Origin of the sequence: Sphingomonas sp. (assembly GCF_030145815.1) — a bacterium.
GTDB lineage: Bacteria > Pseudomonadota > Alphaproteobacteria > Sphingomonadales > Sphingomonadaceae > Sphingomonas.
Window position 1 is genome coordinate 1 of sequence record NZ_JAIXHL010000005.1, and the last position, 18,649, is coordinate 18,649.

Genomic DNA, 18,649 nt, shown 5'->3' on the forward strand with positions numbered 1-18,649 from the left:
CCCCTTCCCCCCACGCCCCCTCCCTGCTATCGGCCACGCGAATCTTCGCATTCGCACACCGGCGCGCTCGCGCGGCATCTTGCCGCCTCCCCGTGACGCCCGGCGTCAACTGGACAGGGAAAGGGACCCGCACATGACAGCCATCGGTCAGGACAGCCTCGGGACGCGCGACACGCTTACCGTGGGTGGCAAGAGCTACACCTATTACAGCTTTGCCAAGGCGGCCGAGAAGCTGGGCGATGTCAGCCGTCTGCCGTTCAGCATGAAGGTGCTGCTGGAGAATATGCTCCGCTTCGAAGACGGCGTGACCGTCAGCACCGATGATGCGCAGGCAATCGTCGACTGGCAGAACAACCCGCGCGCGCCGGAGCGCGAGATCCAGTATCGCCCCGCGCGCGTGCTGATGCAGGATTTCACCGGCGTTCCCTGTGTGGTCGACCTCGCCGCAATGCGCGACGCGATGAATGCGCTCGGCGCCGATGCGTCGAAGATCAATCCGCAGGTGCCCGTTCACCTCGTCATCGACCATTCGGTCATGGTCGACGAATTCGGCACGCCCCAGGCGTTCGAGGATAACGTCGAGCTGGAATATCAGCGCAACATGGAGCGCTATGACTTCCTGAAGTGGGGCAGCAAGAGCCTCGACAATTTCAAGGTCGTCCCTCCCGGCACCGGCATTTGTCACCAGGTGAACCTTGAAAATATCGCGCAGGCGGTGTGGTCCTCGACCACCCCCGATGGCGAGCTGGTCGCCTACCCCGACACCTGTGTCGGCACCGACAGCCACACCACGATGATCAACGGCCTGGGCGTGCTCGGCTGGGGCGTCGGCGGGATCGAGGCGGAGGCCGCGATGCTCGGCCAGCCGGTGTCGATGCTGATCCCCGAAGTCGTCGGCTTCAAGTTCACCGGTGAACTGGCTGAGGGCATCACTGCGACCGACCTCGTGCTGACCTGCACCCAGATGCTGCGCGCGCGCGGCGTGGTTGGCCGCTTCGTCGAATATTTCGGCCCGGGCCTCGCCTCGCTGTCGCTGGCCGACCGCGCGACGCTCGCCAACATGGCGCCCGAATATGGCGCGACCTGCGGCTTCTTCGGCATCGACGACAAGACGCTCGATTACATGCGCCTGACCGGCCGCAGCGAAGAGAATGTCGCGCTGGTCGAGGCTTATGCCAAGGCGCAGGGCTTCTGGCTCGACCCGAATGCAGAGCCGGTGTTCACCGACGTGCTCGAACTCGACCTGGGCAGCGTCCAACCCTCGCTCGCCGGGCCGAAGCGTCCGCAGGACAAGGTGCTGCTGGGCAGTGTCGATGACGTGTTCAATGCCGACCTGACCAAGGTGTATGGCAAGGACGATCCGGTCCGCGTGCCGGTCGCGGGCAAGGATCACGACATCGGCGACGGCGACGTCGTCATCGCCGCGATCACCAGCTGCACCAACACCTCGAACCCCAGCGTGCTGATCGCCGCGGGCCTCGTCGCCAAGAAGGCGGTCGAAAAGGGCCTGAAGCCCAAGCCGTGGGTCAAGACCTCGCTCGCCCCCGGGTCGCAGGTCGTGACCGACTATCTGGAGAAGGCCGGGCTGCAGTCCTACCTCAACCAGGTCGGCTTCAACCTGGTCGGCTATGGCTGCACCACCTGCATCGGCAATTCGGGCCCCCTGGCCGAGCCGATTTCGGCCGCGATCAACGGCAACGACATCGTCGCCGCGTCGGTCCTGTCGGGCAACCGCAACTTCGAAGGCCGCGTGTCGCCCGACGTCCGCGCCAACTTCCTCGCCTCGCCGCCTTTGGTCGTCGCCTATGCGCTCAAGGGCACGGTGGTTCAGGACTTCATTTCCACGCCGATCGGCGAGGGGACGGACGGCCCCGTCTACTTGAAGGACATCTGGCCCACGACTGCGGAAGTCCAGTCGGTGATGGACGGCGCGCTCACCCGCGACATGTTCGTTTCAAGATATTCGACCGTTTTTACCGGCGACGCGCGCTGGCAGGCCATCGACGTCACCGGATCCGACACCTACAGCTGGCGCGCCGGGTCGACCTATGTCGCAAATCCCCCGTATTTTGAGGGGCTTACGATGGACCCGAAGCCGGTGACCGACATCATCGAGGCCAAGCCGCTGGCGATCTTCGGCGATTCGATCACCACCGACCACATCTCCCCCGCCGGTTCGATCAAGGCGGACAGCCCCGCCGGAAAATGGCTGCAAGAACATCAGGTTAGCAAGGCCGACTTCAACAGCTACGGCGCCCGCCGCGGCCATCACGAAGTCATGATGCGCGGCACCTTCGCCAATATCCGCATTAAAAATCAGATGCTTGACGGCGTCGAAGGCGGCATGACCCACTATCACGGCGAAGTCATGCCGATCTACGACGCCGCCATGCGCAACAAAGCCGACGGCACCCCCCTGGTCGTCATCGGCGGCAAGGAATATGGCACCGGATCGTCGCGTGACTGGGCGGCGAAGGGCACGAATCTCCTTGGAGTTCGGGCGGTTATCGTCGAAAGCTTCGAGCGCATCCACCGCTCGAACCTGGTCGGCATGGGCGTCCTTCCGCTCCAGTTCGCCGAAGGTGTGACTCGCGAGACGCTGGGCCTCAAGGGCGACGAGACCTTCACCATCACCGGCGTGTCGGCCCTGCGCCCGCGTCAGGATGTCGAGGTCAAGCTGACCCGCGCCGATGGCAGCACCGAGACGTTCCTGACCCGGTGCCGCATCGATACCGTCAACGAGCTGGAATATTTCCTCAACGGCGGCATCCTGCAATACGTGCTGCGGAAGCTGGCGGCATGATCTGCATGGCGCTCCCGTTGTTCGCGGCCGGGCTTTGCCTCGACCGCGATCCGGGGGCGCCATGGATCCGGTTTCAGGCAAAAGGCCAAGGGCCGGTGTTCGTCGATCCGACCAGCGTCAAGGACGAGGGCGGAGAGAAGGTCATCCGCCTGCTCGACACCGCCGAGACACCGGCGACCAGCGACATCTATATCGACCTGTCGGTGTCGTGCGTGAAGCGCCAGGCGATGATCATCCGCCTCACCGACGTGAAGTCGGGCAAGGCGACCGAGGTCCCACCTGAAAATCGCGAACCGGCGGACCCCGACCATCCGTTCATGCGTAAGCTGATCGATTTCGTCTGCGACGGAAAGCCGCTCAAATGATCCGTGCCACCCTTACGCTTGGCCTGATCGCCCTGTCCCTCCCGGCCGCCGCGCAGACGTGGAAGCAGGTCCCGGGCGCGGCGAACGTCGCGTTCGCGATCGACACTGCGAGCATCAAGCGCGAGGGCAAGTGGCGCGTATTCCGCACGCGCACGACCTCGCTCGGGGTCGAGGGAACCATCATCGGCACCGCGGCGATGGACTGTGCCGCCGGGATTACCGAACTGCGCGGTCAGCGCCTGCTGGCGCGCGGCCGCGTCGTGCGCGAACGCCTGTTCCCGGTGGGCAAGCGCCCGCGCCAGAAGATCCCCAATCCGGCGAAAGACCCCGCATTCCGGATCGTTTGCAAGAGCTAACCCCTAACGCCGCGCGATCACCGCAATACGATCGGCGAGGTCGTTGTTGCGCACCGTCACCGCATCGCGCGACCAGTTGCCGACAAAGGTGGTGCTTTCCTTGAACCCCGGCGACAGCCACGCCTTGTTCCCCTCGATCACCAATCCCGCAGAGCTGTGCTTGGCGCCTTCCGGGGCAACGGCGATGATCGTGCCGTAATTGTCCTTGGCCGGTCCCTGTTCGAACGCGTTGCCCGCGATCCGGCCCGACGCGCCGTTGGACAGGTCGATCGCGTAATTGGTGTTGCGCCCAAGGCTGTCGTCGAAGCTGGAGTTGAGGATTTCGACACGCGGCGCGCGGACCTTCACATAGTGACCGCCGGTGCCGCGTTCGAAGCGCGATTCGAACACGCGCAGGCTGCCATAATTGCCGACATAGATCGCGTGCGCACCGTTACCCGTCGGGTCCTTGCCCAGGCCAGCAAAGGTCGAGCGCTCGATGGTGATCGATCCACGCGGATCGCTGGCGGTGAGGATGCCGCACTGGCCGTCGATGAACATGGCGTTGGTGACGAAGAGATTGCCGGTTTCGAGCCGAATCCCGGCGCCATTGCCGTCCTCGACGAGCGTGCGCATGAACACGATGCCGTCGACCTTGGCGGCGCGGCCGCGCAGGACCAATGTCGCCTTGCCCTCACAGATTGCGCGGTCGAACACCGCTTTGCCCGGTACCTGAGCGACATAGGTGATGTCGCCTGCCTCCTGCACCGCGCACTCGCCATAGCGGCCGGGCGCGATGCGGATCGTGCCGCGACGCTCACCGATTGCAGTGACCGCTTCCTGCAGGCTGTTGAAGGACTGGCCGGTTTCTTCGATCTTGAAGGGCGCGTCCTGCCCCTGCGGTAGCGCGGGGGCGGTGGTGGCGAGCAGGGCGGCGGCGAGCGTAAACAGGCGCATGATCAGGCTCCGGCGGTTTGCCGGGGGTATGCGCTCGGAATGTTAAAAAGCCCCTCCCGCGCCGGGGAGGGGCTTTGAAGGATCAGGCGTCCGCCATCTCCTTGGTCAACGCCGCCTTGATCGCGTCGATGAAGGCGGGGATGTCGTCGGGGTTGCGGCTGGTGATCAGGTTATCGTCCACGACCACCTGTTCATCCACCACCGTCGCGCCGGCATTTTCCAGATCGGTGCGCAGGCTGGGCCAGCTGGTCGCGCGCTTGCCGTCGACGATATCCGCCTCGATCAGCAGCCATGGGGCGTGGCAGATCGCGGCGACGGTTTTTCCGTCGTCGAAGAACTCCTGGATCAGGCCGATGGTCGTGTCGTCCATGCGCAGCGTGTCGGGATTGTGGACGCCGCCGGGCAGCACCAGCGCGTCGAACGCCTCGCTGTCGACATCGCTGACCAGCGTGTCGGGGGTGATGCTCTCACCCTTCTCACCGCCGCTTTCGCCGGTGATCGGGTCCAGCTTGAGCGACGCCAGCGTCACCTGAACGCCCGCGTCGATCAGCGCCTGACGCGGCTTCATCAGTTCGGATGTTTCAAATCCGTCGGTCGCAATCATCAGCACGCGTGCATTCGAAAGCTCGGCCATCTTCATTCTCCTCATTGGGGGTTGGCCCCTCAACCGGTCAGCAACCGGGCGGTTCCGGAACGATGCGACGGGATGCGCATTGAGCCGATATGACGAGGGCAGGATGAGCGGCGCGCTGCGCTATTGCGACGATCGGCAACCCGGCATCACGCGAAAGGCGGTGCGTGGCGGCTGGGGCTATTGGGATGCGGACGGCAACCGCATCACCGATCGCGACGAGATCGACCGCCTGAACGCGATCGCTCTGCCCCCGGCCTATACCGACGCCTGGTACTGCCCCCATGCCGACGGGCATTTGCAGGCAACCGGGATCGATGCGCGCGGGCGCAAGCAATATCGCTACCACCCCGATTTCCGCGCCGCGCAGGAGGCGGCGAAATACGACCGCTGCGCCAGTTTCGGCCACCGTCTGTCCCGACTGCGCGCGAAGATCGAGACGGATTTGCGCAAGCGCGCGCTGAGCCGCGACCGCGCGGTCGCCGCCGTGGTGCGCCTGCTCGACCTCGGTCATGTCCGCGTCGGGAATGAGGGCTATGCCAAGGCGAACAAAAGTTTCGGTGCGACGACGCTGCGCCGCCGCCACGCCAAGCTGGAGGGGCGGAGCCTCAAGCTGCAATATCGCGCCAAATCGGGCCGCATCCGCGTGTTGCGGATCACCGACGGGAGCCTGATCGGCTTCGTCAAGAAGTGCCAGGATCTGCCGGGTCAGCATCTGTTCGGCTGGCTCGACGATGCGGGCGAGGCGCATCCGGTGACGTCGAGCGACGTCAACGCCTATATCCGCGATGCAATGGGCGAGGATTTTACCGCCAAGCATTTCCGCACCTGGGGCGCCAGCGTGATCGCGTTCGAGACGCTGGCGACCGCGCCCGGCCATGTCGGGCTAAAGACCCTGTTGGAGCCCGTCACCGCCGCGCTGGGCAATACGCCAAGTATCGCGCGCAAATCCTATGTGCACCCCGATCTGATCGAACTCGCCAAGGATCGCGACGCGCAGGCCGCGTTTCGCGAGACCCTCGCGCTCCCGCGCACCACGCGCTACCTGTCCCGCGCCGAGCGGGGACTGATCGCCTTTCTCGAGACCGGTGGGATCACTGCCAAGGCCGCCTGAAGGAATTCAATGACCGTTAGCAACACCGCCGCCGCGGCCGAGCAGGCCGCATCGAACAGCAGTGAAGTGCTGGAAATGCAGACCCGCGCCTTTTTTACGGATGCCAGCCTGTGGGTGCAGTCACACTGGCTGCAAATTTTGATCGCGACCGGCATCGCGGTCGGAGTGGTTCTGTTGCTCTATTGGCTGCGCAGCTGGGGGGCGAAACTGTGTGAGCGGTCTGACGGACCGATGGGATGGGGCACCATTATCGGGCGCGCGGTGTCGCGTACCGGCAGCTTTTTCATCGTGATGCTCTCAGTCCGGCTGGTCTCCAACTATGCCGCGCCGCCAGCGATGCTGGAGCAGACCATCGCCTTCCTGTTCACGGTGGCGGTGGTGTTTCAGGGCGCAATCTGGGCGCGGGAGATCATCCTCGGCGCGATCGAGAAGAAGACCGAGTCCGAGAATTACCATGGCGAGGCTTTGCTGTCGGCGCTGGGCCTGATCCGGTTGCTGGTCACCGTCGCGCTGTTCGCAATTGCGCTGGTGGTGGTGCTCGACAATCTCGGCGTCAACGTCACCGGCCTCGTCGCGGGTCTCGGCGTCGGCGGCATCGCGATCGGTCTGGCGGCGCAGGGCATTTTCGCCGATCTGTTCGCGGCGCTCGCGATCATCTTCGACAAGCCGTTCCGGCGTGGTGACAAGGTCATGTACGACCAGACCGTCGGCGTGGTCGAGGAAATCGGCCTGAAATCCACTCGCGTGCGCTCGTTCGACGGCGAAGTGCGGATCATCTCGAACAAGCAATTGCTCGACAAGGAGATCCAGAACATCTCCAACCGCGACCATATCCGCATCAAGCTGCCTGTCGGGGTCGCGTACGAGACGCCGACGGAGGTGCTGGAGGCGCTTCCCGACATGCTGACCGGCATCGTAGAGGAAGCCGGCGGCACCGTCGCGCGGGCGAGCTACGAAGCGCTGGGCGCGAGCTCGGTCGATTTTAACCTGTGGTTCGACATTCCGGGCGACGACTGGCCGACGGCGCACAAGGTTCGCGACAAGGTCATCATCGGCATCCTGCGCCGGTTTGCGGCGGAAGGCATTTCGATCCCCTACCCGACCCAGACCACCTATACTGCCGATCCGAGCGGAAAGCTGATCATGCCCTACCCCGAGGTGCAGCCGGTTCGGCGCGTGGACAAGGAGGCGGGCGAACGCTGATTCGCCCCCATCCATTTTTTAGAAGATTGGGTTTGGCTTGATCTCCTCGGCTTCCCTTACGGAAGCCGGGGATTTCGCATTTCCAGTAGGCCCCACTTGCCCCACGCCACGCTTGCCCCTAGATGCGGGAGCCAGCTTGCCGCAGGGATTTGTCATGGCCGATACCGACACGCAGGACAGCGTCACGATCCAGCAGCTTGCCGCGCAGGCGGGCGATGAGCGCGTGTCCGAGTGGGTCACGGTGTCGCAGGAGATGATCGACAAGTTCGCAGATGCGACCGGCGATCACCAGTTCATCCATGTCGACCCTGCCAAGGCCGCGATGACGCCGTTTGGCGGCACCATCGCGCATGGCTTTCTCACCCTGTCGCTCATGCCGCTGCTCAGCCAGAAGACGCCGCAGCCCCGGATCGAGGGGCTGAAAATGGGCGTCAATTATGGCGGCAACAAAGTCCGCTTCCTGACCCCGGTACGCTCCGGCAGCAGGGTGCGGGGTCGCTTCAAGACACTCGATCTGGTCGAGAAGCGCCCCGGCCAGTGGCAGCAAACTGTCGAATTCACCATCGAGATCGAGGGGCACGACAAGCCCGCTTTGATCGCCGAATGGATCAGCCAGCTTTTTGTATAGACAATAAACCGAAGGGACCGTCCGCATGCGTTCTGCCGTCATCGTTTCCACTGCCCGCACCCCGATCGGCCGCGCCTATCGCGGGGCGTTCAACGCGCTTCCGTCCCAGACGCTGGCGGCCAAGTCGATCGAGGCTGCGGTCGCGCGCGCCGGCATCGACGGCGCCGAGGTGCAGGACGTGATCCTGGGCGCCGCGCTGCAGCAGGGGCATCAGGCCGGCAATATCGCGCGTCAGGCGCTGCTGCGTGCGGGCCTGCCCACCAGCGTGTCGGGCATGTCGGTCGACCGCCAGTGCGCCAGCGGCCTGATGGCGATCGCCACCGCCGCGAAACAGATCGTGGTCGACAACATGGACATCACCGTCGGCGGGGGCGTGGAAAGCATCAGCCTGGTCCAGACGCCCCAGATGCGCGTCGCGATGGATCCCGAACTGCTGGCGATGCACAATGACGTATACATGCCGATGCTGCAGACCGCCGAAGTGGTCGCCGCGCGCTATGGCGTCAGCCGCGAGGCGCAGGACGAATATGGCTTCAAGTCGCAGCAGCGCACCGCCGCTGCCCAGGCTGCCGGCAAGTTCGACGACGAGATCATCCCCGTCACCGCGACGATGAACATCGTCAACAAGGAGACCAAGGAAGTCACCCAGAAGGAAGTGACGCTGACCAAGGACGAGGGCAACCGCCCCGAGACCACGCTGGAAGGTTTGCAGTCGCTCCAGCCGGTCGTCCCGAACGGCACCGTCACCGCGGGCAATGCGTCGCAGCTGTCGGACGGGTCGTCGGCCAGCGTGCTGATGGAGGAAAAGGTCGCCGAAAAGCGCGGCCTGACCCCGCTCGGCCGCTATGTCGGCATGGCGGTCGCGGGCACCAAGCCCGACGAGATGGGCATCGGCCCGGTCTATGCGATCCCCGCCCTGCTCGACCGCTTCAACCTGAAAATGGACGATATCGGCCTGTGGGAGCTGAATGAGGCGTTCGCGGTGCAGGTGCTGTATTGCCGCGACAAGCTCGGCATTCCGGACGAGCTGCTCAATGTGAATGGCGGCTCGATCTCGATCGGCCACCCCTATGGCATGACCGGCGCACGCTGCACCGGCCACGCGCTAATCGAAGGCAAGCGTCGCGGCGCGAAGTACGTCGTCGTGACGATGTGCGTCGGCGGCGGCATGGGCGCGGCGGGGCTGTTCGAGGTTCTCTGACGCCTCCCCCGACTGAAATCGAAAAGCCGGCGGAGCGATCCGCCGGCTTTTTTCCTGTGGGTTGGATGCAACGCAAAACTTGGCCGCGCTTGACGCCGCGCGGGTGGTGGCACATCGCAGGCGGATGGCAAACCGACAGTCCTTCACGCACCGCATCCGGGTTGAGGCGCATGCCGTGTGGCTCGCGGTGCGCGATCCGCGCACGCCGGTGTTTGCCAAGCTGATCGGCCTGCTGGTCGCCGCCTATGCGCTGTCGCCGATCGACCTGATCCCCGACTTCATCCCGGTGCTGGGGCTGGTCGATGACGCGATCCTGATCCCGGCGGGGGTGTGGCTGTTCGAGAAGCTGGTGCCTGTCGACGTCATGGCGGAGCATCGCGCGACGGCAGAGCGCGCGGCGGAGCGCCCGGTCAGCCGCTGGGGCGTCGCCATCGTGATCGCACTATGGGCGCTGATCGCGTTCGTGGTCTATGAATTCTTGATGCTCGGATATGACTGAGCCGGGCCTTACGGCCACGCTGCACGGTTCCGAAACCCTCGGCGACCGGATCATGAAGGTCAATCATGCGGGTGAGCAGGGTGCGATCGCGGTCTACGCAACTCAACGCTGGATTGCGCGTTGGCGCGCACCTGAGATGGTCGCTGAACTGACCGATTTCCTTGCTCATGAGCGCCGACACCGCGCGCTATTCGCAGCCGAACTCGCCGCGCGTGGGCGTGCTCGTTGCCGCAGCTACCACCTTTGCGCCCTTGCAGGTGTCACAGCCGGGACCGTGACCGGCCTAATGGGTCGCGGCGCTATCGCCGCAACCACAGTAGCGATCGAGCGCGTGGTGCTGCACCATTTGACGCTCCAGCTCGCAACACTGGACGGCCAGGATGCCGCCGCATGTGCAACGATCCGCGCAATCATCGCCGAGGAACAAGAGCATCACGACTGCTCCGCCGCCCGGCTGGGCGCGCCAAAGCTGCTCGAACGGATCATCGACCGCGCCATCGCCAGCGCGACAAGGGCGGTCATCTGGCTCGGGATGCGGCTCTAGCCAACCCGCTCAGCTATGCGTAGCGATCCACTCTTCCAGCACCGGGGCGATGCGGTTGCGCCATTTGCTGCCGTTGAAGATGCCGTAATGGCCGACGTCCTCGGCCATGTAATATTTCTTCATCTTGGCGGGCAGGTTGGTCGCGATGGTCAGCGCCGCCCCGGTCTGGCCCAGGCCTGAGATGTCGTCCTTCTCACCCTCGATCGCGAGGATCGCGGTGTCGGTGATCGCCGCCGGATCGACGCGACGGCCGCGGTGCATCATCTCGCCCTTGGGCAAAGCGTGCGACTGGAACACGACATCGATCGTCTGCAGGTAGAATTCCGACGTCATGTCGCAGACCGAGCGATATTCGTCATAGAAGCGCATCGTCGCATCGGCGCTCTCGTCATCGCCCTTGACCAGATGCTTGAACATTTCCCAGTGGGAATTCATGTGGTTACCCAGGTTCATGGTCATGAACCCGGCGAGTTGGAGAAAGCCCGGATAGACGGTGCGCCCGGCGCCCGGATAGGTTGCAGGGACGGTCGCGATCACATTCTGCTTGAACCAGCTGTGCGGCCGTTCGGTCGCCAGCGTGTTGACTGCGGTCGGTGCCTCACGCGTGTCGATGGGCCCGCCCATCATGGTCAGCGTGCGCGGCGTGTTGGGATGCTTGTCGGCGTTCATCAGCGCGACCGCGGCATAGACCGGGACCGAGGGCTGGCACACCGCGAGTACGTGCGGGCGGGCATCACCCTCCGCGCCGATGGTGGCGAGAAATTCGATGACGTAATCGACATAGTCGTCGAGGTCGAAGCGCCCGTCGGCGAGCGGCACCTGACGCGCGTCGCGCCAGTCGGTGATGTAGACATCGGCAACGGGCAGCATCCGCTGAACCGTGCCGCGCAGCAGCGTCGCGAAATGGCCGCTCATCGGCGCGACGATCAGCAGCTTGGGGCCGCCCTCAACGCCTTCGCGCACGAAACGCTTGAGCTGACCGAACGGCTTGCGCAGCACGATCTCTTCATGCACCGCGACCTGCTTGCCGTGGATTTCGGTGAAATCCAGCCCGAATTCGGGCTTGCCGCGCGGTGCCGAGGCATGGGCGAACACTTCGAGCGCGGAGGCGAGGATCGGCCCGCCGCCGAAATAGGCAAAGGGGTTGGCCGGGTTGTTGAGCAGGCCCGCGCTGAAATTCGCCAGCGCGCTCGCGCCGGCCAGCATCGAGCGCTGAAGTTCATAGGCATTGTACAACATCGGCAATCAACATCCCCGCCCCGCACGGGGCAATGACAACGGTCTCATTCCGTTTATAGCGGGCTCATGCTGCAGTGCAAACGCGGCGTACCCGATTTTCGATCCGCGAACCCTGTTCCCTTGCCTTCCGCTTCACGCTAGGCGGCGACATGGCCGAGCCGACACCGCCCCCCGCCCCCGCCGCACCCCCCGCTCAGCCGCAGCGCAAGCTGTCGAGCCTGACGATCGTGTGGGGCTATACGCGCCGCTACCCGCTACAGCTGACGCTGGCGATCACGGCGTTGCTGCTGGCCGCCGGCGCCACATTGTGGATCCCGCGCACGTTCAAGGAAGTGGTCGACAAGGGGTTCGGTGCGGACTCCGATCCGACGCAGATCGGCGGCTATTTCCAGGGGTTGCTGCTGGTCGTGGTGGTCCTCGCCTTTGCCACCGCCATGCGCTTCTACTTCGTGTCGTGGCTAGGCGAGCGGACCGTGGCGGACATGCGCGCGGCGGTGCACCGCAACCTGCTGCGCCTGCCCCCGCGCTGGTTCGAAGAGAACCGCCCGTCGGAAATCGCCAGCCGCCTGACCGCCGACACCGCCGTGGTCGAACAGATTGTCGGGACCACCGTGTCGGTCGCGCTGCGCAACCTGCTGATCGCGGTCGGGGGTACGCTGTACCTGTTCGTGCTCGCGCCCAAGATCGCGGCCTATCTGCTGGTCGGCATTCCGGTGATCGTGCTGCCGATCATGTGGCTGGGCGGGCGCGTGCGGCGCTTTTCGCGGACCAGCCAGGATCGCGTCGCCGATATCGGGTCGATCGCGTCGGAAACGCTGGGCGCCATGCGGATCGTGCAGGCATTCGGACAGGAGGTTCGCGAAAGCGCACGCTTCCAGGACGCGGTCGATCGCGGCTTCTCCACCGCCCGCAAGCGGTTCGCCACCCGTGCGCTGATGACCGCGCTCGTCATCTTCGCGCTGTTCACCGCAATCACGTTGATCATGTGGGACGCGGTCTATGGCGTCGCGCAGGGACGTATTTCGGGCGGCTCGATCACCGCCTTCGTGATCACCGCGGGCCTGGTCACCGGTGCGTTCGGCGCGCTGACCGAAGTCTATGGCGACCTGCTCCGCGCATCGGGCGCCGCCGCGCGGCTTGCCGAACTGCTATCGGAGGAGCCGGAGATTGCCGCGCCCGCCAATCCGGTGGCCTTGCCCGAACCAGCGCAGGGCGCGATCGATTTCGATCATGTCACGTTCCGCTACCCCACCCGCCCCGAGGTTTCGGCGCTGAACGACTTCACCCTGTCGGTTGCGCCGGGCGAGACCGTGGCGGTGGTCGGGCCGTCGGGCGCGGGCAAGTCGACGCTGTTCCAGCTGGTCCAGCGCTTCTATGACCCCGAAGCGGGCGAAGTGCGCGTCGATGGCGTGCCGCTGCCCAACGCCGATCCGGCGCAGGTGCGCGCGCGCATGGCCATGGTGCCGCAGGAGACGGTGATCTTTGCCGCCAGCGCCCGCGACAATCTGCGCTATGGCCGCTGGGACGCGACCGAGGAGCAGATCTGGCAGGCCGCCGAAGCCGCCAACGCCGCCGAATTCCTGCGCGAACTCCCCCAAGGGCTCGACACCTTCCTCGGCGAAGACGGCGCGCGCCTGTCCGGCGGGCAGCGTCAGCGCATCGCCATCGCCCGGGCATTGCTGCGCGACGCGCCGATCCTGTTGCTCGACGAGGCGACTAGCGCGCTCGACGCGGAGAGCGAGCGGCTGGTGCAGGATGCGCTCGACCATCTGATGCAGGGACGCACCACGCTCGTCATCGCCCATCGCCTCGCCACAGTGCGCGCGGCGCAGCGCATCATCGTGATGGATGAGGGGCGCATCGTCGAAACCGGCACCCATGCCGAACTGGTCGCGAAGGGCGGCCTCTATGCGCGTCTCGCCAGTTTGCAGTTCAGCGAGAGCGTTTAGTAACGCGAGAAATACCAGGCCGCGACGGCAAGGACGGCGGCCAGCGCGAGCGCGACCTTGAGCTTGGGGTTGCGTACCGGCTCGCGCTCGCGTCCCATGCGGTCGAGGTCGAACCAGTAATGCGCCGGATGCGCCTCGCGGATCACGCCGCTCGCGCGCAACCGGTCGAATGCCGCGCGCTCGACCGGGCCGGGCGCATATTCGATCGCGGTGCCGGGCGAGATCGCGCGATGCTCCGCGAAATGGCGCTGGACGCGGAACTGGCCAAGGTCGGATGCGCCGTTGAGCGGCATGATGTGCGGGTCTCCATTGAAGCGCCCATAGTCGGGAAGCGCGTGGCGGGTTTCAAGGCCGCCGATAGCTGGACCTTTGTGCCACACAGGATTCCCCTGCTCGCACGCGCGGTGGTCGAGCGGTAGAGCGCGGCATGCGCTTTCGCCTGTTCAAGCCGATTCTCGCCGGTGCGCGGCCGCTCGACCGGATCATTGCCTGTATCGGCGCGACGATCTGCATCGCGCTGACCATGGCGATCGGCGCGGGTCTGGGGCTGACGGCGGCGGACTTGCCGCTGATCGTCGCGCCGATGGGGGCGTCGGCGGTGCTGATTTTTGCGGTGCCCGCCAGCCCGCTGGCCCAGCCGTGGCCGGTCGTCGGCGGCAACACGATTTCGGCACTGGTCGGGATCGCCGTCTATCGGCACGTCCCCGATCCGATGATCGCTGCGGGGCTTGCCGTCGGACTGGCGATCCTGGCGATGTCGCTCTGCCGCTGCCTCCATCCGCCGGGTGGTGCCGCCGCGCTGACCGCAGTGATCGGCGGGGAGAGCGTGCATGCGGCGGGCTATTCCTTCGCGCTGGCCCCGGTTGCGCTCAATTCGGTCGCGCTGGTGATGCTGGCGATGGTGTTTCACCGGCTGTCGACGCACAGCTATCCGCACCGGGCGGTTCCCGTGGCGGCGGCCCCGGTCGCGAGCGGGCTGCACCTCGACGACATCGACCGCGCGCTCGCCGATCTGCCCGACAGTTTCGACATCAGCCGCGAGGATCTGGACGTGCTGCTGTCGCTGGCGGAAACGCACGCCCAGGCGCGGCGCGGGCGCTGACCCGGCCTTTCAATTTTTGGAAAGTCGGGTACGCTCGGGCAAAAGCTTGAGAGGATGGCATGACCCGCGAGTTCGATCTGATCGTCTATGGCGCAACCGGCTTCACCGGGCGCCTCGTCGCCGAATATCTGGCGCAGCGTTACAATGATGGTTCGCTCAAATGGGCAATGGCCGGCCGATCGCTGACCAAGCTCGAACAGGTCCGCGACGAGATCGGTGCGCCCGCCGATACGCCGCTGCTGACCGCCAATGCCGACGACCCCGCCGCGCTGCTCGCGCTCACCGCGCGGGCGAGTGTCGTGCTGACCACGGTCGGGCCGTATCAACTTTACGGCAATGATCTGGTCGCGGCGTGTGTCGAGACCGGCACCGGCTATGTCGATCTGTGCGGCGAGCCCAACTGGATGCACGACGTCATTGCGCGGCATCAGGATGCAGCAAAGGCCAGCGGCGCGCGCATCGTGCTGTCGTGCGGGTTCGATTCGATCCCGTTCGACCTGGGCGTATGGACCGCGGAGCAGGCGGCGATCGCCAAATGGGGCCGCCCCGCCCCGCGCGTGAAGGGCCGCGTGCGCAAAATGCAGGGCACCTTCTCTGGCGGCACCTTCGCCAGCGGCAAGGCGACGGCGGCAGCCGCGGCGAAGAACCCGGCAGTGTTCAAGATCCTGCTCGATCCCTTTGCGCTCACCCCCGGTTTTACCGGGCCGGACCAGCCCAAGGGGATGATGCCCGAATATGACGAAGCCGTGGGCGGCTGGGTCGCGCCGTTCGTGATGGCGGTGATCAACACCAAGAATGTCCACCGCACCAACTTCCTCGCCGGCCACCCCTATGGCACCGACTTCCGCTATGACGAGATGATGGTCGCGCCCGGGCTGGGCGACATTGGCAAGGCAGCGGCGGAGGCGATTGCCAAGCTGAACCCGATGAACGCCGACAAGGGCCCCGCGCCCGGCGAAGGCCCGTCCAAGGAAGAGCGCGAGGCGGGGTTCTACGAAATCGACTTCATCGCGGAGATGCCGACCGGCGAGTCGCTGACCTGCATCGTCACCGGCGACCGCGATCCCGGCTATGGCTCGACCAGCAGGATGATCGCCGAGGCAGCGCTGTGCCTGATCCGCGATGTCGCGGGCGACGGCGGGGTGTGGACACCGGGCGCGCTGATGGCGCAGCCGCTGAAGGCGCGGCTGGAGGCCAATGCGGGGCTGAAGTTCGTGGTGAAGTGACGCTCTCAATCCTCCCCCGCAAGGGGGAGGTGGCACGCGCAGCGTGACGGAGGGGGAGGAAGCACGACGGCAAGAGGTTCAGGGACGCAGCCGTCCTCCCCCTCCGTCAGGCTATGCCTGCCACCTCCCCCTGGCGGGGGAGGATAAGATGCTCAACCCACGTAGAAAAACGTCATCACCGCCAGCGCCAGCACGACCGCCGCGACGATCAGCACCGGGGCGCGCTTGCGGCGGTGATGCGCGATCACCGCATCGTGCACGCGCAGGTCGAGCCAGTAATAGCCCTGCCCTTCCCGCCGGATCACGCGTTGCGCGATCAGCTTGTCGAACACCGGCTTCAGATCGGCGGGTGGGGTGTAGAGGATCGTGCTGAGCGGCGTGATCGCGTGCTCGGCACAGAAATGATCGAGAATGCGGCGACGGCCGCGCGCGAACTTCGTGATCGGAACCGATTCAACGACCGCCATCAGCGCTTGCGCCCCTGATGCCTGATATTCGCGGGACGCCCGCGTCGCTTGAGCGGACGCGGCGGGCCGGACTTGCGCCGCTCGCCATCCGGACGCGGGCCTGATCCGCTGCCCTTGCCGTCGGGCAGTTCGAAGCGCAGCGCGCCCGACACCGGGTTCGCCTCGACCAGCTTGAGCTGCAACCGCTGCCCCAGCGCGAACTCAGCGCCAGTATCTTCGCCCACCAGCCGCTGCCCGGCCTCGTCATAACGGAAATATTCGCGGCCCAGATCGCGCGCGGGGACAAGGCCATCGCCGCCGATCCCATCGACCGTCGCAAAGAACCCGAACGACTGCACGCCAGTAATCCGCGCATCCAGCACCTCGCCGACATGGCTGGCCAGATAGGCGGCGACATAGCGGTCGATCGTGTCGCGCTCCGCCTCCATCGCGCGGCGCTCGAGCTTGCTGATCAGCTCGCCGGTCCGCTCCATGTCCTTGTCCGCCGGCAGCTCGCCCCCCGGCCCGAGCTTGAACGCCTCGGTCAACGCGCGGTGGACCACCAGATCGGCATAGCGGCGGATCGGCGAGGTGAAGTGCGCGTAACTGCCCAGTGCCAGCCCGAAATGCCCGGCATTTTGCGGCCCATAATAGGCCTGGGTCTGCGTGCGCAGCACCTGCGTCATCACCTCGGCGTGGAAATCCGCCTCCTTGGTCCGCGCGATGACATGGTTGAACGTCTTCGGCCGGATCACCTGCCCCAGCGCGAATTCGACATCGAGCGTCTTGAGATATTCCTTGAGCGCGACCAGCTTCTCGCGGCTCGGCGGCTCGTGGATGCGGTACATGACCGGCGCCTTCTTCTTCTCCAGCGCCTTGGCCGCCGCGACGTTGGCGGCGATCATGTAATCCTCGATCAGCTTGTGCGCATCCAACCGCTCGCGCGGCGCGACCGACAGGATGCGGCCCTTCTCATCGAGCACGATCCGCCGTTCGGGCAGGTCGAGGTCGAGCGGCTCACGCTTCGCCCGCGCCTTGTTGAGCGCGGCCCAGCAGTCCCACAGGGGCTGAAGGATCGGCAACAGTTCGTCGCCCCGGCGCAGGCCGGGGCTGCTATCGTCTTGCGCAACGCTTGCCGCGTCCGGCGCCCGCTCGGACGCCTGCGCATCGATCGCCGCTTGCGCATCCTCATACGCAATATTCGCCGCCAGCTTCACCACCGCGCGGCTGAACCGCCAGTCCCTGATCTCGCCATCTGCGCCGATTCGCATATGACACGCCAGCGCCGCGCGCTCGACGCCTTCCTTGAGCGAACACACATCCGCCGACAGCACCTCCGGCAGCATCGGCACCACGCGGTCGGGGAAGTAAACGCTGTTGCCGCGCTTGCGCGCCTCACGGTCGAGCAGGGATCCGGGGCGGACATAGAAGCTCACATCGGCAATCGCGACGATCGCCTTCCACCCGCCCTTGTTCGCGGGATCGTCGTCCGGCATCGCCCAGACCGCATCGTCATGGTCGCGCGCATCCGCGGGGTCGATCGCAACGATCGGCAGGTCGCGCAGGTCTTCCCGCCCCTCGCCCAGCGGCTGCTTCGCAACGCGTTCGGCCTCGGCGAGCAGTTCCTCGGAGAAGATGTGCGGGATTTCATGCTTGTGGATCGCGATCAGCGAGAAGCTGCGCGGCGCGAACGGGTCGCCAAGAATTTCGCTGACCTTGGCGAACAGCCGCGGCCCCTTCCCCGTCACCTCGGCCATTACCAGGTCGCCCGGCTCCGCACCGTTGCGATCGGAGATGACCGGGCTGGTGCGCTCCTTCTTGTCCAGTCCCTGCAGATAGAGCCGCCCGCCCTCTTCATGGACGACGCCGAGCACCGCCGAATCGCCCTTGGCGAGCTTTTTCATCGGGTAGGCGATCAGGCCCTTTCCGGCCTCTTCGGTGCGCGCAAGGATGCGGTCGCCGACGCCCAGCGCGCCGCCCGGCCCGCGCTTCTCGCGCACGCGCAGCCGTGGGACCGGAATGCCCTCCGCCTCCCAGCGCTCGGGCACCGCCCAGACGATATCGCCGTCGGCCTCGACCACGCGCAGCACCGTCACCTTGGGCACCCCGCCCATCTTGTGGAAGGCGCGGCCGGGGGCGACGTCGATCAGCCCCTCGTCGCTCATGTCCTTGAGCAGCGCCTTGAGCGCGATCTTTTCCTGCGCGGACAGGCCAAAGGCGCGCGCGATTTCGCGCTTTCCTGCGGGCTGGTCCGACGCGGTGATGAAATCGATGATCTGTTGGCGGGTCGGCAGGCCCGGAACGGGCTTCGACTTTGCGTTTTTCTGTTTTGCCATTGGGCGACAACATAGCCCCTCGCCACAGCAAAACCAAATGCGCTGGTGGAAATTCGCGGCAATCGCGCCCC

General features: G+C 65.7%; 18 protein-coding genes. 12 read left to right on the top strand and 6 right to left on the bottom strand.

Annotation, left to right across the window (positions count from 1 at the left end; translation table 11 throughout):
• Window positions 1-133: 133 nt before the first annotated feature.
• The 3 genes from acnA to KYX69_RS05540 are packed head-to-tail and all read left to right on the top strand — an operon-like array spanning window position 134 to window position 3,524.
• Window positions 134-2,803 carry an aconitate hydratase AcnA gene (acnA, locus tag KYX69_RS05530; protein ID WP_300494739.1) on the top strand — a complete coding sequence of 890 codons (2,670 nt, stop codon included), beginning with the start codon at window positions 134-136 and terminating at the stop codon, window positions 2,801-2,803.
• A gap of 5 nt (window positions 2,804-2,808) precedes the next feature.
• Entirely contained in the window at window positions 2,809-3,168 is a 360-nt protein-coding gene (locus KYX69_RS05535; protein WP_300494741.1) for a hypothetical protein, read from the top strand.
• Complete coding sequence (locus KYX69_RS05540; protein ID WP_300494744.1) at window positions 3,165-3,524, top strand: hypothetical protein; 360 nt, start codon at window positions 3,165-3,167, stop codon at window positions 3,522-3,524. Before KYX69_RS05535 ends, KYX69_RS05540 begins: the two co-directional genes overlap by 4 nt.
• Window positions 3,525-3,527: 3 nt before the next feature.
• Here the strand turns inward: KYX69_RS05540 and KYX69_RS05545 are convergent, their stop codons facing one another.
• Both KYX69_RS05545 and KYX69_RS05550 read right to left on the bottom strand, forming a co-directional pair.
• Complete coding sequence (locus tag KYX69_RS05545; protein ID WP_300494747.1) at window positions 3,528-4,460, bottom strand: right-handed parallel beta-helix repeat-containing protein; 933 nt, start codon at window positions 4,458-4,460, stop codon at window positions 3,528-3,530.
• Between the two features lie 82 nt (window positions 4,461-4,542).
• Window positions 4,543-5,094, bottom strand: a complete 552-nt coding sequence (locus tag KYX69_RS05550) for a type 1 glutamine amidotransferase domain-containing protein (protein ID WP_300494749.1) — start codon at window positions 5,092-5,094, stop codon at window positions 4,543-4,545.
• Window positions 5,095-5,197: 103 nt separating this feature from the next.
• On the opposite strand from KYX69_RS05550, the gene KYX69_RS05555 reads away from it, so the two are divergent.
• The 6 genes from KYX69_RS05555 (at window position 5,198) to KYX69_RS05580 (ending at window position 10,280) form a co-directional block, all read left to right on the top strand.
• Entirely contained in the window at window positions 5,198-6,205 is a 1,008-nt protein-coding gene (locus tag KYX69_RS05555) for a DNA topoisomerase IB (protein WP_300495210.1), read from the top strand.
• A 9-nt stretch (window positions 6,206-6,214) separates the two neighbouring features.
• Window positions 6,215-7,408: a mechanosensitive ion channel domain-containing protein gene (locus tag KYX69_RS05560; protein ID WP_300494752.1), complete on the top strand. Its 1,194-nt coding sequence runs from the start codon at window positions 6,215-6,217 to the stop codon at window positions 7,406-7,408.
• Window positions 7,409-7,562: 154 nt separating this feature from the next.
• Window positions 7,563-8,036: a MaoC family dehydratase gene (locus tag KYX69_RS05565; RefSeq protein WP_300494755.1), complete on the top strand. Its 474-nt coding sequence runs from the start codon at window positions 7,563-7,565 to the stop codon at window positions 8,034-8,036.
• 25 nt (window positions 8,037-8,061) lie between these two features.
• On the top strand, window positions 8,062-9,237 hold the full coding sequence (locus KYX69_RS05570; protein ID WP_300494757.1) for an acetyl-CoA C-acyltransferase: 1,176 nt from the start codon (window positions 8,062-8,064) through the stop codon (window positions 9,235-9,237).
• 124 nt (window positions 9,238-9,361) lie between these two features.
• Window positions 9,362-9,736 carry a YkvA family protein gene (locus tag KYX69_RS05575; RefSeq protein ID WP_300494760.1) on the top strand — a complete coding sequence of 125 codons (375 nt, stop codon included), beginning with the start codon at window positions 9,362-9,364 and terminating at the stop codon, window positions 9,734-9,736.
• Complete coding sequence (locus KYX69_RS05580; RefSeq protein WP_300494763.1) at window positions 9,729-10,280, top strand: demethoxyubiquinone hydroxylase family protein; 552 nt, start codon at window positions 9,729-9,731, stop codon at window positions 10,278-10,280. Before KYX69_RS05575 ends, KYX69_RS05580 begins: the two co-directional genes overlap by 8 nt.
• Window positions 10,281-10,289: 9 nt before the next feature.
• Here KYX69_RS05580 and KYX69_RS05585 read toward each other — a convergent pair whose 3' ends face one another.
• Window positions 10,290-11,519: a polyhydroxyalkanoate depolymerase gene (locus KYX69_RS05585; RefSeq protein ID WP_300494766.1), complete on the bottom strand. Its 1,230-nt coding sequence runs from the start codon at window positions 11,517-11,519 to the stop codon at window positions 10,290-10,292.
• A gap of 149 nt (window positions 11,520-11,668) precedes the next feature.
• Between KYX69_RS05585 and KYX69_RS05590 the strand changes: the two genes are divergently transcribed.
• The gene (locus KYX69_RS05590; protein ID WP_300494769.1) at window positions 11,669-13,468 is read left to right on the top strand and encodes an ABC transporter transmembrane domain-containing protein; all 1,800 of its coding nucleotides are present in this window, start codon (window positions 11,669-11,671) and stop codon (window positions 13,466-13,468) included.
• Here KYX69_RS05590 and KYX69_RS05595 read toward each other — a convergent pair.
• Window positions 13,465-13,848: a hypothetical protein gene (locus KYX69_RS05595; RefSeq protein ID WP_300494771.1), complete on the bottom strand. Its 384-nt coding sequence runs from the start codon at window positions 13,846-13,848 to the stop codon at window positions 13,465-13,467. The genes KYX69_RS05590 and KYX69_RS05595 overlap by 4 nt on opposite strands.
• Before the next feature lie 47 nt (window positions 13,849-13,895).
• On the opposite strand from KYX69_RS05595, the gene KYX69_RS05600 reads away from it, so the two are divergent.
• Together KYX69_RS05600 and KYX69_RS05605 are read left to right on the top strand one after the other, a co-directional pair.
• A complete protein-coding gene (locus KYX69_RS05600; RefSeq protein WP_300494774.1) occupies window positions 13,896-14,570 on the top strand; it encodes an HPP family protein in 675 nt (224 codons plus the stop codon).
• Between the two features lie 59 nt (window positions 14,571-14,629).
• Window positions 14,630-15,796, top strand: a complete 1,167-nt coding sequence (locus KYX69_RS05605; RefSeq protein WP_300494777.1) for a trans-acting enoyl reductase family protein — start codon at window positions 14,630-14,632, stop codon at window positions 15,794-15,796.
• A 152-nt stretch (window positions 15,797-15,948) separates the two neighbouring features.
• Here KYX69_RS05605 and KYX69_RS05610 read toward each other — a convergent pair whose 3' ends face one another.
• Both KYX69_RS05610 and rnr read right to left on the bottom strand, forming a co-directional pair.
• On the bottom strand, window positions 15,949-16,263 hold the full coding sequence (locus KYX69_RS05610; protein ID WP_300494780.1) for a hypothetical protein: 315 nt from the start codon (window positions 16,261-16,263) through the stop codon (window positions 15,949-15,951).
• Window positions 16,263-18,578 (bottom strand): ribonuclease R, encoded by a 2,316-nt coding sequence (rnr, locus tag KYX69_RS05615; RefSeq protein ID WP_300494783.1) that lies wholly within the window; start codon window positions 18,576-18,578, stop codon window positions 16,263-16,265. Before rnr ends, KYX69_RS05610 begins: the two co-directional genes overlap by 1 nt.
• Between the last annotated feature and the right edge of the window lie 71 nt (window positions 18,579-18,649).